At 61.8% G+C, this 13862-nt stretch carries 7 protein-coding genes; 5 read left to right on the plus strand and 2 right to left on the minus strand.

What is annotated here, in order from left to right; all coding sequences use genetic code 11:
- Positions 1-51: 51 nt before the first annotated feature.
- Together ACYQ2I_RS02025 and ACYQ2I_RS02030 are read left to right on the plus strand one after the other, a co-directional pair.
- The gene (locus ACYQ2I_RS02025) at positions 52-3651 is read left to right on the plus strand and encodes a right-handed parallel beta-helix repeat-containing protein (protein ID WP_460165319.1); all 3600 of its coding nucleotides are present in this window, start codon (positions 52-54) and stop codon (positions 3649-3651) included.
- Between the two features lie 41 nt (positions 3652-3692).
- Positions 3693-4934: an FG-GAP repeat domain-containing protein gene (locus ACYQ2I_RS02030; RefSeq protein ID WP_460165320.1), complete on the plus strand. Its 1242-nt coding sequence runs from the start codon at positions 3693-3695 to the stop codon at positions 4932-4934.
- Between the two features lie 25 nt (positions 4935-4959).
- Here the strand turns inward: ACYQ2I_RS02030 and ACYQ2I_RS02035 are convergent, their stop codons facing one another.
- A complete protein-coding gene (locus ACYQ2I_RS02035) occupies positions 4960-6420 on the minus strand; it encodes a hypothetical protein (RefSeq protein ID WP_460165321.1) in 1461 nt (486 codons plus the stop codon).
- A 561-nt stretch (positions 6421-6981) separates the two neighbouring features.
- Between ACYQ2I_RS02035 and ACYQ2I_RS02040 the strand changes: the two genes are divergently transcribed.
- The gene (locus tag ACYQ2I_RS02040) at positions 6982-7638 is read left to right on the plus strand and encodes a superoxide dismutase (protein ID WP_460168393.1); all 657 of its coding nucleotides are present in this window, start codon (positions 6982-6984) and stop codon (positions 7636-7638) included.
- A 58-nt stretch (positions 7639-7696) separates the two neighbouring features.
- Here the strand turns inward: ACYQ2I_RS02040 and ACYQ2I_RS02045 are convergent, their stop codons facing one another.
- Positions 7697-11035 (minus strand): polysaccharide lyase family protein, encoded by a 3339-nt coding sequence (locus tag ACYQ2I_RS02045; RefSeq protein WP_460165322.1) that lies wholly within the window; start codon positions 11033-11035, stop codon positions 7697-7699.
- Between the two features lie 217 nt (positions 11036-11252).
- Between ACYQ2I_RS02045 and ACYQ2I_RS02050 the strand changes: the two genes are divergently transcribed.
- Positions 11253-12023: a polyprenol monophosphomannose synthase gene (locus ACYQ2I_RS02050; RefSeq protein ID WP_460165323.1), complete on the plus strand. Its 771-nt coding sequence runs from the start codon at positions 11253-11255 to the stop codon at positions 12021-12023.
- A gap of 226 nt (positions 12024-12249) precedes the next feature.
- A complete protein-coding gene (locus ACYQ2I_RS02055) occupies positions 12250-13857 on the plus strand; it encodes a sulfatase family protein (RefSeq protein WP_460165324.1) in 1608 nt (535 codons plus the stop codon).
- Positions 13858-13862: the final 5 nt, after the last annotated feature.

A 13862-nucleotide genomic window follows, 5' to 3' on the forward strand; every position in this document is an offset into this window, starting at 1 on the left:
GTTCCCCCCGTCTGCAAGTCCTTCCCGAATTCGCCCTGCGAGGTTTTCCTTATGAACCGGCATCTTTCTCTGGTTTCTGCATCGTACGCGACCTGTATTCTTTCTGTTTGGTTGGTGTGCGTGACGGCGGTGGTTTCGGCCGTCGGTGGACCGCTTTCGGCGCAGACGGTTCCGGCACCGCGACCGGCCCATCGGTTTGTGTTCGACGGCGTGACACCGCAACGGGCGATCGTGCCGGATCGGGCGGGCGATGCGCCGCCCATGGAATACGACGGCAAGCAACCGTTCCAGGTCGTGGCCGGAAGACGACCCGGCTCTCACGCCGTGCGGCTCGACGCCGGGGCGTTCCGCACGCAGCCGCCGAAGGTCGGCGAGCGAGGGATCACGATCCAACTCTCGTTTCGCATGCTCGGCCACGGAAGCGAACTGGGCAACGGCCGGAAAAACGGCATGTTCTTCGCCTTCGGCAACGGGTATTGGGAAGGGCTTCGTTCGTATTGCGATGTAGCCGGCGGAAACGACGTGCTGTTTCAAATCGGGCGTCCGCAACCGCAAAGCGCCTATTCGGTTTCCTCGCCCGTACCGATCGTCGAAGGCGCGTGGCAGGTGCTCACGGTCACGTGGGATCGCAAGCAAATGGCGATCTATCTCGACGGCTTGCCGGTCGCCGCGGGCGCATTCGACGGGGCGTACACGCCGCCTCAAGGCGTCTTTCGCGTGGGGTTCGCCGACTCGGGCGTCGGATCGCTCGTGCTCGATGTCGACGAGGTCGCCGTCTTCGATCGCGGTTTGACTCCGGCAGAGGCGTTCGCCGCGGCGTGGAACCGGCGCGTGCTGCCGGCCGAAACGGCCGCCGGGCTTGCCCAGGCGGGAGAACGATGTCTTGCCGGTAAATGGGCCGAAGGCGAGGCCGCTTATGCGTCGCTTGCTGCGCAAACCGCCGATACCGCGATTGCCGCCGCCTGCCGACTGGGCCGTATCTTCTGCCGGTTGCGTCAAGACGATGCCGCAGGCGCCGCGTCGATTGCCGCTTCATTGCTCGACATGGCCGAGGTGCCTGACGACCTGCGGTTGATCGCCGCTTCGCACTGTCTGTGCAAGGAGCGCGCCGTGATCGCTGCGGGGCCCTCGCTCGAACTGCTTTCCCAGTTGGCCGGAACAGACGACGCGCCGCTCGACGATCGAGCGCTGCGAAGCACACTGGCCGAAACCGCTTTGCGCAACGGCGATTGGGAACGGGCGAGCTCGTTGTTTCGACAACTTGCCGAAGACGCCGAGATTTCCCCGTCGGATCGTTGGAACTATCGTTTGCAGGCCGCGCACGCGTTGGCGTTCGGCAAGCAATTCGCGGCCGCGCGTGAGGCCTACCGTGCACTGGCCGACGATCCCGACGCCCCGCAGCTTGTGCGCGGTTTGGCTTGCCTGGCGATCGGGCGCACGTTCGAACGTGCGGGCGACCCGGCGCAAGCCGAGGAAGCCTACACCGCAGCCGCCCGGCGCGACGACATTTTGCCGCATCACGCGCAAGAGGCCGCCGAACTGGCCGCAGAGATGCGCCGGTCGGTGAAGGGGCTTCCGCGTCGTGACGGTGCCGCCGGGAAGACGCCCATTCCGCCGTTTCCCGCTCCGGGGCTCGTGCTGCACGTGGCTCCAAGCGGCGACGATGCCGCACCGGGCACGGTCGATGCGCCTTTGGCTTCGCTCGCCGGCGCACGAGATCGGATCCGCGCGATCCGTCGTGAGAAGGGATTGCCTTCCGGCGGAATCACCGTGTTGATTCACGGCGGCACGTATTCGATGCGTGCGACGACGGAATTCACCGCCGAAGATGCGGGTACCGCCGAATCGCCGATCGTCTACCGTGCAGCGCCGGGTGAAACGCCGATCTTTTCCGGCGGCGTGCAACTGGTCGATTTCTCGCGGGTCGACGATCCGGCTCTCTTGGCACGGTTGCCCGAGTCGGCGCGAGGACACGTCTATCAATGCGATCTGCGGAAGCATGGAGTGACCGATTTCGGCGCGATCACGGTGCGCGGGTACGGTCACGCCGGGTATCCCGTTTCGCCGTGGGTCGATCTGTACGTGAATCGCCGGGCGATGCAGATTGCCCGTTGGCCGAACGACGACTTCGTGACCATCGGCAAGGTCGAGCAGGGGGCATTTCAATCGGTCGATGCCCGCAAGCCGGGCATTTTCCACTATGACGGCGACCGACCGAATCGTTGGCGTCCGGCCGACGACGTGTGGATGTTCGGCTACTGGGGGCATCTGTGGGCCGGTTCGACGGTTCGCATTGCCGCGCTCGATACGGAAAACCGGCGCATCACGACCTCGCAGGGGACGGGCTACGGCTTCCGAGAAGGGTATCCGTATTACTACTTCAACCTGTTCGAAGAGATCGATTCGCCGGGTGAGTGGTACCTCGATCGCAAGACCGGCATGCTGTACGTTTATCCGCCGAAGGACGCTCGCGGGGCGATCGTTCAGTTCCCCGTGCTCGACAAGCCGTTCGTGTCGATGACCGATGTTTCGCACGTCGCCGTGTTGGGGCTGACCTTCGAGCTGAATCGGACGGACGCCTTCGTGATTTCCGGCGGCCGAAACGTGTTGCTGGGCGGTTGCACGCTGCGACAGCTCGGCGGAAACGGCGTCGTCGTCCGTGGGGGCACGGGGCATCTGGTGATGGGCTGCGACATTCTCACCGTCGGAGCGGGCGGATTGCGCGTCGCCGGTGGTGATCCCAAAACGCTTACCCCCGGCGGGCACGTCGTCGAAAACTGTCACGTGTTCGACTTCAGCCGCGTCGATCGCGTGTACGCGCCGGCGGTCCACCTGGACGGCGTCGGCAATCGCATTTCGCACAACTTGTTCCACGAATCACCCCACCACGCGATGCGGGTCGAGGGCTACGAGCACACGATCGAATTCAACGAGGTTCACAGCGTCGTGTGGGAATCGGACGACCAGGCCGGAATCGATATCTACGGTAATGCGGCCTACCGCGGAAACGTGATTCGCTACAACTTTTGGCATCACATCGGCAGCGGCCGGAACGTGGCCGGTCAGGCGGGGATTCGCCTCGACGACTTCATCAGCGGTACGCTCATGTACGGCAACGTCTTTTACCGCGCCGCCGACGGCCGCTTCGGCGGCATCCAGATCCACGGCGGCAAAGACAACATCGCCGACAACAATCTGTTCGTCGATTGCCGGGCCGCGTTCAGCTTCTCGCCGTGGGGCGAAGCACGTTGGAAACGAAGCCTCAAGGAACGCGGCGGACCGACCGGTACGGTTTGGGCCGGCATCGACGTGAGCAAGCCCCCGCATGCCGAACGCTGGCCGGAATTGCTTCACTTGGAAGAAAACGCCGATCGAAACTTCCTGGCGCGGAACGTCGCCGTGAATTGCGGACGTTTCGCGTTGCGGGAACGCGGCGTCAACGAAATCTACGATGCCTTTCTGTTCGGCGACGAAATCACCTTCGCCGGTAAAGACGAATTCGACTTCACCTTGCCGCCCGATTCGCCGATCTACGACCGGCTCGGCTTCCGGCCGATCCCGTTCGACGAGATCGGATTGTACGCCTCGCCGTTGCGGGCGAGTTGGCCCGTGGAGCATCGCGTGTCGCCGAATTATCATGGCGCCCCGTGACAGGACACGGCCCCGACGCTTCGCCTCCGGAGAATGGTCTCATGAAAGTGCTGCATTCGGTGCGGTTCGCGGTCTTGTGCTCGCCGGTCATGTTCCTCGCGGGGATCGTTGCTCCGGGCGAAGCCGGGTCGCCGGTGCAGTTCGAGAAACGGGTTCTGACGGATCGTTACTATGCCGACGGGATCAACGCGGGCGACATCGACGGCGACGGGCACCTCGACGTGATCGCCGGTCCCTACTGGTACGAAGGGCCGTCCTTCGAACGCGCTCATGCGTACTATCCGCCGGAACCGCTCCCCCCGGAAAAAAGCCCGAGCAATTGCCTGTACGTCTTTCCGTACGATTTCAATTCCGACGGCCGTCTCGACATCCTCGTGTTGGGGCGAGTCCATCTTCACGAGGCCTATTGGTATGAAAACCCCGGCCCGCAAGCCGAAGATCGTCCGTGGCCGAAGCACTTCGTCTTTGAGCGGATCTACGGCGAATCTCCCGCCTTCGCGGACCTGACCGGCGACGGGAAACCCGAAATCGTGTGTCATTGGGAAAACCGGTGGGGCTACGTCGCGCCCGACTGGAACGCCCCGGAGAAACCGTGGCGATTTGTTCCGCTGACCGAAATCGGCAAGTACGACCGGTTCTACCACGGCACCGGCGCGGCCGACATCGACGGCGACGGAGACACCGATCTGATCATCAACGATGGTTGGTGGGAGCACCCGGACGACCAATCGGTTCCCTGGCCTGCGCATCCGTTCCGGTTTGCCGCACGCGGCGGTGCGCAGATGCCTTGTTACGACATCGACGGCGACGGCGATACCGACGTCGTCACGGCACTCGACGCGCACGGTTGGGGGCTGGCGTGGTTCGAGCAAGTTCGCGATGCCGGTGAGGTTCGCTTCGTCGCGCACACGATGATGGGTGATCGCACGCAGGAGAAACGGTACGGGGCGGCCTTCTCGCAGCCACACGCGTTGGATATCGGCGACATCGACGGCGACGGATGGATCGACGTGGTCGTCGGCAAGCGGCGCTGGGCGCACGGACCGACCGGCGACATCGAACCGAACGCTGCGCCCGTGATTTACTGGTTCCGCCTCGAACGATCGCAGGAAGGCGTTCGCTTTCGACCGTACCTGGTCGACGATGCCTCGGGGGTCGGCGTGCAGGTGATCGTGAAGGACGTCGACGGCGACGGCCGGCCCGATATTCTCTCGGCCTCCAAACTGGGCACGTTCGTCTTCTTCAATCGCGCCGCCGAAACCGATCCGGCAAACCAGCGGTGAACGGGGCCGCTCCTCGGCGAAACAATCAGCGTCGGACGAAGAAGGCCGGCGGCAACGGGATGGGCGACTTGCGGGGATCGGCGGGAATGCCGTGCTCGTTGAACCAAGGGAACAAGTTCCGCTTCATCGCGATGCTCATCACGGCCACGGTCGCGTGCAGGTCGTACTGCTTGATTCGGCCGGGTTTCGCCAAGGCCCGCTTGACTTGGAAATAGTGAGCGACGATGTTCGGATCCTCCTGCCGTAGTTGTTCGAAGATCCAGAAGGTCTTACCCCAATGAATGGCGTTTCGCTCGCTGTCGCTCAACTTGCGCGCGTCGGGAGGTCCGTAGCCGTGAAGATCGTAAACCTTCATCGTGGGATCGAGACGCTTCGCCCGGTCGATGCGAGCCTTGATGCTGCCTTTTCCGGCTTCTTCGTAGCCCATGTCGATGAGAACCAGGTCGCCGACGTAGGTTGCGATCGGCTCGCTCCAGATTTCCGAGAACGGCAACACCCATGAATGGACCGATTCGTGCGTGAGCAGTTGGATCATGTCGGCTTCGCGTTCGGGAAATCCTCCCCAGAAGACGCCCAGCCCGATGGTTCTTCCGGTCGAGAACCCTCCGCTTCCGGTGGCGAGCAAACCGATTTCCGAGGCCATTCCCTTGCTGAGCGGGACACCCATGCGTCTCTCGATGTACGGGCGGCAACGCATGTACAGCTTGGCCATCGATTCGGCATAGGGTGCCAGGTAATCACTGAATCGCACGGTGATCGAGCCGAGGCGGATGGAGTGCTCCAACTCGAGGATGCCGCGTTTGTCGGGCGGGTGTCGCGGATCGACGGGCTTGCCCATGGCCGCCCGCACCAAAAGCGGCTGCCACCATGCAGCGTTGATGTTGTCCTTGCCGTTCGGGTTTCGGCCGGCCAACCCTCGTGCGCCGACGAGGAGTGTTCCCCGGCCGACGGCACGCGCGACCAGTACGGGATTCCCGTCGGCATCCACGATCAACTTCATCCATCGGGACGGCTCGTCGAGCTGGATGGTGTCGCCGCCCCCTTGGATGTCTCCGGTAATAAGCTTGCCGTCTCCCCGCAGCGGCTTGCGGGCGGGTTTTCCGAAATGACAACCGAAGTGGCCCGCCAGCTTGTTTTGTGCCTTGTTGGGGGCTGACCCGAGTAGGACCACGCCGCCGCCGACCTGAAGAAATCGATCGATCACGGCGATATCGGCCGGCACGTAATCCACGTGGGCATCGCATCCAAGCAAGATCAGCAGGTTGGCATTCGAGAAGTCGTAATTGAATAGAGAGCCCCAACTGGAGGCGACCGGTTGCCCCGGCAGATATTGCCGATGGAATCGTCCGTCGGCATAGAAGCTGAATTCGTGCCCCAGGTCGGAAACGGCGTGCACACGAAATTGCTGGGCCGAAGCAGCACTGGAACCGAGCACGCTCAAGGCGGCGCCCGCCGCCATCGCGCAAAGTAAGCCGTACGCCTTCATGTGTCTGCCCCCTTTTGAATCGTTGTTCAAAGCACGTGCTTCCCTCGGCAGGTCGGGACGACTCGCCTTCAGCCGGAAGCCCGCCGACACAACACCAAACGCGCTTCGATCGCGAGTCTAATCGATCGCATCAGGCGGATCAAATTCGAGCGGCCGGCGACAACCGTGCGGCAACGTCGAGCCGAACGACATCGTCCTCGCGCAGACCGCCGGTTTCATGTCCGCTCGGCTGTCCCGCAGAAAAAACACTCGTCGAAACTTTTTGCGATATATCCATCACGATAGACGTTCGATATTCGTCATCTTTCGTATCTTCCGTATTTACCCGTGTGTAGATGGTTTTCAGGGCATGTTTGCGATTCGCTTGGTATCACGGTCGTGTTTTCCGCCGATCAGGCGAATTGCTTTTCGCCGATCGACTTCTAATATTTTGTCAACTGCACTTGTTAAAAAGATCGGCAGGCGTCAAAGGGACGCCGACGGGTGCCGATCGGCAGGTGTGTTCAAAGGATGGCGGTCGGATGGGGCGACCGCTCGCTTGGTTCGATTGGAGACGAAACGATGGCCTACACGCTTCCCAAACTGCCTTACGCCTACGATGCCCTGGAACCGTTCATCGATGCCCGCACGATGGAAATTCATCACTCGAAGCATCATCAGGGCTACGTGAACAAGCTGAACGCGGCCTTGGAGGGATTCCAACTCGGTGATCCGACGATCGAGGAGCTGGTGGCCTCGATCCACACCTTGCCCGAGCAACTGAAGACGCCCGTCCGCAACAACGGTGGTGGTCACACCAACCACTCGTTGTTCTGGACGATTCTCGGTCCGAATACCGGCGGCTTGCCGACCGGCCCGTTGGCTGAGGCGATCAACCGCGACTTGGGCGGGTTCGACGCCTTCAAGGATGCCTTCACCACGGCGGCGTTGGGACGCTTCGGCAGCGGCTGGGCCTGGCTTTCGGTCACCGGCGAGAAGAAGCTCGTCGTCGAAGACACGCCCAACCAAAACAGCCCCCTGATGCACGGCAATATTCCGATCCTCGGATGCGACGTGTGGGAGCACGCCTACTACCTGAAGTATCAAAATCGCCGGAACGAATACGTCGAGGCCTTCTTCCACGTGATCAACTGGGAAGAGGTCGCACGCCGGTACGAAGCGGCGCTTGCCGCCGGCGACGTCCGCGCCGTGCAAATCACCGTCAAGCCCGAAGTCTGACGCCCCGCATTCGTGCGTCGCATCGGGAACAACGCCTCTGAACGGGGCGCAACCGGCGCTACGGCTCGATCCGTAGCGAGATGACTTCCTGCGAATCCAAGGGGAACGTCGAACCTAGGCGTTCCCCTTTTTCTTCGGCCAGATTGCTGCGATAGACCGCGGGTTCCCCTTCGCGGAAGTGCAATCGCACGCTCGCTTGTCGATCGCCGTGATTGATCATCTGCACGAACAACCCGGCGCCGTCGCGCGTGGGACGCAGAACCTCGATAGTTACGTCGTCCGGCTCCACGTGCGAGAGGAGCCCGGCAGGCAACGCATCGCCGTTGCGCATCGGAACGACGATCGGCGGATGCGAACGCTCGATCAAGAACCGTTTGGATTCGCTTGTGACATACGTTCCGTGCGGTCGAATCGCGTACACGAAGGGTGTGGGGCCTTCCTGGTCGGCCTTGTAGTTCGTCTCCCAGTAGTTGTTCATCACGTAGCTGAACAGTCGGGCCGAAGGCGCGATCGTCTTCAGCCAGACATCGGGCGAAAAGGGAGCCGCTACATCGGTTCGGATCTCTCCCAACTGCACCAACGGCGCTTGCCGGGTAAACCACGTGACGCCGAAACGGTCCCCGGCGATATCGACACCGCGAGAAACCGTGAAGTAGTTTTTGCACGCACCGGGCAGTTGATCGACCTCGGGCCGAATCGTCGCCCAGGCCAGATCCATCCGCACGGTCGGCTTGTCGATCGCAAAGGGAAAGGCCAGGTGAACGCCCTCTTTTTCGCGGACGGCGATCTTGTCGAGCACGATTTCGAGGATCACGTGATCCAATCCGGCGGGAATCAGCAGACGACGCACGATCTCGCGGCACCCGGCGGCGGGACCGCGTGCTTCGTAAATCGTGACGACCGGTCCGGTATCGACGAGTTTCCAGGCGAAACCGTCGTCGGCGAGGGCGGCCGTCGTCGGATCACGTCCCGGCACGTAGATGTACGCTCCCAGCCCGTATCCGCGTTCCGTATCGACCAATTGCCGCTTCGCTCGCTTGTCGATGTACGAGACGAGCGAGCCGGTCGCATCGTCGAGTTCGATCGTGCGCAGGGGATCGTCGTACAATCGCGGCGCCGCCGAAGGAACCGGCGAATCGGGCGGATTGCCTTCCGCGAGTTGATACCGCTTGCCGGCAAGCGGGGGAATATCTTCGGCGAGGAAGGCCAGCGATCCGTCGCTCAAACGTTGGGACGGGATGGGTGTTCCGTCTTCGTCCAGCACGCGGTCACCCGCCCGGCGGAGCGACGGCGGCAGCATGATCAGGTCCGTCCGCGGCCACGTTTCGCTGTTGAAGATCGCCACGGTATCGACCGGTTGCGAAGTGTTCCGAATACCGCCGGCGGCGTGCGCGAGCAGGGATTCCGACTGTTGTTTCGCCTGCACGGCGAATTCGCGTTTGACGGCCCATTGTCCCTTGGCGAAATCGCTATCGGGTTCCCGAATGCTGTTGTGTGCCCCCCAGGTGTGTTCGTCGTACAACAGCACGTTGCGCCAGGCGGTATCGAACGCCTCGACCGGGTAAGGCTCGCGGCCGAGGAACGTCCACAAGGCCGCAGCCTGCGTCAACCGCTCGGCAGCGTCACGGTTCCAGCCGGTTTCGAGAGCCGACGAGGCGGCGCCGTCTTCCCAGTAGGGCGTGAAGTCGCCGCTCACTTTTTCGATCCGGTCGCCGTAACGATCTTCGAGTGCGTGCATGGTTTCGGACGCGGTCGCGATGATCAGTTTCGGGTAGGCGTAGCGGGCGTTCCAATCGCGCACCAGGTCCGAAAGCTCGACCCCCGGCCCGGCGTTGTCGCCTAGGCAAAACCGCAATTGAACCAAATCGTACGGATAACCCGCCGCGTCGGCATCGTTCAGGTAACGCAGCAGCTCGTCGGTTCCGCGAAAGCCTCGCCAGTATCCTACGCGGGGAACCCAGCAGAGCACGCGGTGCTTGCCCGAGGGCGACTTCCAATAGAAGGCGCGATCCCCCCATTCCCGCAGTGTGTAGCCGATGCGATGCCCTCCGTTGGGACCGATCGACATGTATTTCACTCCGGCCTCGGCAAAAACGGACATCAACCCCCACGTGTAGCCGGGCACGTCGCTGATCATCGCCGTGTCGATCGGCAGATCATATTCCGACGACAGTTTCACGGCGCAATCGACCAACCGCATCAACTCCTCGGGACGGCACAACGCGGTCAGTTCGTTGCCGTATAACGCCTGCAAACCGATGTCTCCCCGTCGAACGGCGTCGATGAAGGCCGCGCGTTTTTCGGGCGACGCCTGCCGGAGGTAGCTGTCGGTCGCCCACAAGACTTCGACGTTCCACTTGAAACGGGCTTCGGGCGGATAATCGGCCGTTCGCCGTGCCGCGGCGATCGCCTGTTCGTAATATTCCCAATGCGCTTTTTCGACATCCGATTGCAAATGCGTGTATCCGATATCGACGTGCGAATGCGGAATCAAGTACACCTCCCAGCGCCGCACGGGACGCAACGCGACCTCGACCGAGGCCGCAGGGCGTGCCGAGTCGGGCGGAACGACCAGCGACAAGGCGACGCTCCGCGGCGTATCGACCGCAGGAACGGGAATTTCGAACGCCGACGAACCCGGCGCGATTTCGCCTTGCCACACCACCGCGTCGTCGATCCGCACTGCGGCGGATGTCGCTTCGGCCCCGGAAACGACATGCAGCCGAACCACGGTGTCGAGGCGGCCGTCCTGTTCGACCAGCACGGGCAGTTGTTCGACGCCGCGGAGGATCATCACATCGGTCACCGGTCCCGACTCCGCACCGGGCGCTTCCAGCGACAAAGCATCGAACAAGATCCAACTGCCTTTGACGTTTTCGAGTGCCAACGTATTCGTGCCCGCTTGAAACGCTTCCGGCGGCAATGAGAATTCGAGGACCGAGGCGACGCCGCGCTTCGGATCGCCGGTAATACTGTCGTCGGGACCGCCGCGAGGTGCGTCGGTTTCACCGATCGTCTTGCCGTTGAGCGACAACCGCAATCGGGGTGGCGAGCGGTCGTGCGAGTCGGCCAGAAAGATCCGCAACACGGCCGTTGCATTGGGGCGTTTGTTCAAGCCGAACAAGATGACGGCGACGTGCTGTTTTCCGCCCGCCCAGGTGTCGGCCGGCCCGGGAAGGACGTAAGGCCAATCAGCTTCAGGTTGCGATTGCCCGACGATGAACACGGGATCGCCGCCGTATTGCTGGTAACGATTCGGCGCGAGGGCGAACTCGCGTGTATCTCGATCGACTTTTCCGATTTCCCACAAGGCCGATTCGTCGGCAATGGCGCTGCCGGCAACCGTCAGGAACCCGAACACGATCAGTGGTACCGCGCGACCGAGAAACTTCCACATGACGACACCTCGATTCAACAGACGCCAAAAGCGGTTCGACGTCGATCGTTCGTTTCGCACCGACGTCGGCAAGTGCTACAATAGCTACAGGGCAGGATGAAACGGGAAGATAGGCCGACTCTGCGGGCATGTTACTTGTCCAGGTCCGCAAACGCAAACGAATTGCCGCTTCGTCGAAGCGACGACGCCTCATGGTTACCTGAAGCAGCGCAAACCGATGACGACCGATCCCCAAACGCTGGTCACCGTGGCCACCTACAACGAGATCGAAAACTTGCCTCGCCTGGTCGAGGCGATCTTTGCCGCCGCGCCCGAGGTCCATATCCTCGTCATCGACGACAATTCACCCGACGGCACCGGTCGTTGGGTCGACGAACGGTCGGCCGAGGAACCGCGGCTGAAGTGCCTTCACCGTGAGGGCAAATTAGGTTTGGGTACGGCGACGTTGGCGGGTATGCGGTACGGCATCGAGCACGGCTACCGCTACGTGCTGAACCTGGACGCCGATTTCAGCCATCCGCCCGAAAAGATCCCCGAGTTGATCGCCGCAATGGAACCGGCGGACGGCCCGCCGGTCGACGTTGCGATCGGGTCGCGTTACGTTTCCGGCGGGAAGATCGAAGGTTGGCCGCCGCACCGCCGGTTGATGAGCTGGGGCGTGAACACGTATGCGAGGCTGTTGTTGGGCTTGCCCGTCCTCGATTGCAGCGGCGCGTATCGCTGCTATCGGGCATCGACCTTGGCTCGGATCGATTTCGACCTGATTCGCTCGCGAGGATATTCGTTTCAGGAAGAGATCCTTTTTTGGCTTCGATGCGTCGGCGCCCGCATGGTCGAGGTGCCCATCACCTTCGTCGACCGGCGTTTCGGCAAGTCGAAGATCAACTGGAAAGAGGCCGTTGCCGCCTTGGCGATTCTAGCCGTGATCGGCTTACGACGACCGTTCTGCCGGCCGTACGACCGCGCCGAGCGCGGCAACGCGCGGTAGCGCTTTGTGCCGACGGTCGATCTCGCCGATCGAATCGGTTTCTCACTGCGACGGTCGGCCCTCGTCGTGCGCGATCCAACATATCTGCCCGAGACGGCGAGCAATCTCGATGGGCGTGGGAACGTCGAATCGGTCAATTTCGTGGATTTGCCTGGAAACCGCGGTAATGATAAAGCAGGCGAAGCCCAGGACCGACTCTGCGGGGCCGTTCGAGGAGTACACCGAAATGATCGGGAACACAACGAAGACCGTGCCGTTGGTGCTCGTTGCCTTGGTGAGTATGCTCGCTGTCGTCCGTCCGGCGGATGCAGGTGATGTTCGTCCCAACATCGTCTTTTTCCTCGTGGACGACTACGACAAACCGGAAACGAGCGTCTACGGCGGCAATGTGTTGACGCCGAATCTGGATCGGATGGCGCGGGAAGGGATGACGCTGACGAACGTGCATATGACAAGCACCGTGTGCACGCCGTCGCGCTACACCTGCCTGACGGGACGATACGCTGGCGCTTCTACGTGTGAATACTATCTTCGCGAATGCCCGCCGGGTCGGCAGGCGGCTCCGGAGTTCAATGTCGAATTGGAGCCCGACAACATGAATGTCGCGCAGGTCTTGAAAGACAACGGGTATGCCACCGGCTTTGTCGGCAAGTACCACGTCGGGCCGCACATCGATGAGCAAAATGCGGCACAGTTCGACTGGCAGTACATCCCCCGAAACGCCGAGTATTCTGAAGAGATTCAACGCAGAATGCAGCACAATCAGCAGCGTGCGTGCGAGATGATTCGCGAGCGGGGATTCACGTGGGTCAAGCACGTATACTGGGAGAACACGAAAGCGCCTTTCAAAGGGCACAATCCGGAATGGACCATTCAGGCCGCGCTGGAGTTCATCGACGAGCACAAGGACCGGCCCTTCTTCCTGTATTATGCCACGACGCTGTTGCACGGTCCCAATGGCGAGTGGTTCCACTCGCTCAGCAAGCCGCTCGTCACCGGCGCAGGCATGTTGGAAAAACCGATCGGAATCTTGGATCGCGACAGCGTCATGGAACGGATTCGCGCGGCGGGTTTGACCGACAACGAAGCGGGCTATTTGTGGATGGATGACAGTTTGGGCATGCTGCTGGACCGGCTGGATCAGCACGGAATCGCGAGAAACACCATCGTCGTCTTTCTGGCCGATCACGGATCCCAGCACAAAGGCTCGTTGTTGAAGAATCGAGGCACCGAAGTCCCGTGCCTGATCCGCTGGCCGGCGAGAATCAAGCCGGGGGTGCGATGTGACGAACTAGTGCAAAGCACCGATTTCGTCGCGACCTGGTTCGACGTGGCCGACGCGAAAGTGCCCGCCGGCTATCGCCTGGACGGTGTCAGCTTGTTACCGCTGTTCGAGCATCCGGATCAACCTGTCCGCGATTACGTCTATGGAGAAATCGGCTCGGCGCGTTCGATAAAGACGAAAAGGTGGAACTATATTGCTCTGCGCTATACGCGGGAACAAATCGAAGCGATTCAGACCGGGCATCGGTCCCTGAAGAAGTTGATAGGGCTCAGCGGCGGAGTATCCCGAGCCAAGGACCATCCGCATGCGTTCGATCCGGATCAACTTTATGACCTGGTCGACGATCCGGAGGAGTCGAAGAACCTCGCGACAAATCCGAAGTATCGGCCCGTTCTTGAGGAAATGAAGCGACTCTTGAAGCAGGAGCTGGAAAAGTTCCCGGATCGTCCATTCGGCGAGTTCATTCCAGGCGGAAACGCCGTTGGGTTGGAAGACCAAGCCGGCCTGGCCGAAAAGCTCCGCCGCTTTGCGGCGCAGAGCACGAAATAACCTCG

Source organism: Thermostilla marina (genome assembly GCF_054657455.1).

Excerpts from the sequence above, each read along its gene's own strand:
- ACYQ2I_RS02055 (WP_460165324.1), top strand. The coding sequence starts at position 12,250 with ATGATCGGGAACACAACGAAGACCGTGCCGTTGGTGCTCGTTGCCTTG.
- ACYQ2I_RS02045 (WP_460165322.1), bottom strand. The coding sequence starts at position 11,035 with ATGTGGAAGTTTCTCGGTCGCGCGGTACCACTGATCGTGTTCGGGTTC.
- ACYQ2I_RS02030 (WP_460165320.1), top strand. The coding sequence starts at position 3,693 with ATGAAAGTGCTGCATTCGGTGCGGTTCGCGGTCTTGTGCTCGCCGGTC.
- ACYQ2I_RS02025 (WP_460165319.1), top strand. The coding sequence starts at position 52 with ATGAACCGGCATCTTTCTCTGGTTTCTGCATCGTACGCGACCTGTATT.
- ACYQ2I_RS02040 (WP_460168393.1), top strand. The coding sequence starts at position 6,982 with ATGGCCTACACGCTTCCCAAACTGCCTTACGCCTACGATGCCCTGGAA.
- ACYQ2I_RS02050 (WP_460165323.1), top strand. The coding sequence starts at position 11,253 with ATGACGACCGATCCCCAAACGCTGGTCACCGTGGCCACCTACAACGAG.
- ACYQ2I_RS02035 (WP_460165321.1), bottom strand. The coding sequence starts at position 6,420 with ATGAAGGCGTACGGCTTACTTTGCGCGATGGCGGCGGGCGCCGCCTTG.